Source organism: Vibrio sp. 2033, assembly GCF_033339735.1.
The window spans coordinates 1-504 of record NZ_JAWOVC010000907.1 but is presented as its reverse complement, the minus strand read 5'-3'; the positions used below and the strand labels follow the sequence as shown (position 1 = coordinate 504).

The following is a 504-nucleotide window of genomic DNA, read 5'->3' as shown; positions in this document are numbered from 1 at the left end:
GATCAGCACGGCTAAAGTACATTTCGTTATCAAAAGCTAATGGCAGCGCGTTAAGCAATTTCCCCATTAAGGCTTCAATATCAACACGCAGTTTGTTACCGATTCCACAAGGGAGCTTTAACACTTTAGGCGTGCGTGTATCTTCAAAATTCGCGACGTAACACCAGTCAAATAACGCATCGGCGTCATGCTGGTGACGATTCAAATAGCGCAGAATCATCGTGCGCTTACCTAGCCCGTTCTGACCGATGGCGTAAATGTTGTACCCTTTTTCCTTAATTGACATCGCAAACTCGACCGCTTTTTGCGCACGCTCTTGTCCCACGATTTCGTCAATAGGAGGCAGTTCCTTGGTCGACTTACATGGCATATTCTCTAGATCCGCTACAGAATATAGCTGTTGAGGTTCCAATCTTAGTATTGCCATATCCGCTTCCTTTTTCTTATTGTCGTAACTTGAGTGTAGAGATTATTTGTTTAATTTTAAGTGATTTAGCTTACACC

The 504-nt window shown here is 43.3% G+C and carries 1 protein-coding gene; it reads right to left on the bottom strand.

Features of this window, described 5'->3' with window-relative positions; genetic code table 11:
- Positions 1–427, bottom strand: a 427-nt coding sequence (locus R7P74_RS29750; RefSeq protein ID WP_318124348.1) for a Lon-like protease helical domain-containing protein, incomplete at its 3' end; no start/stop codon positions are given.
- Positions 428–504: the final 77 nt, after the last annotated feature.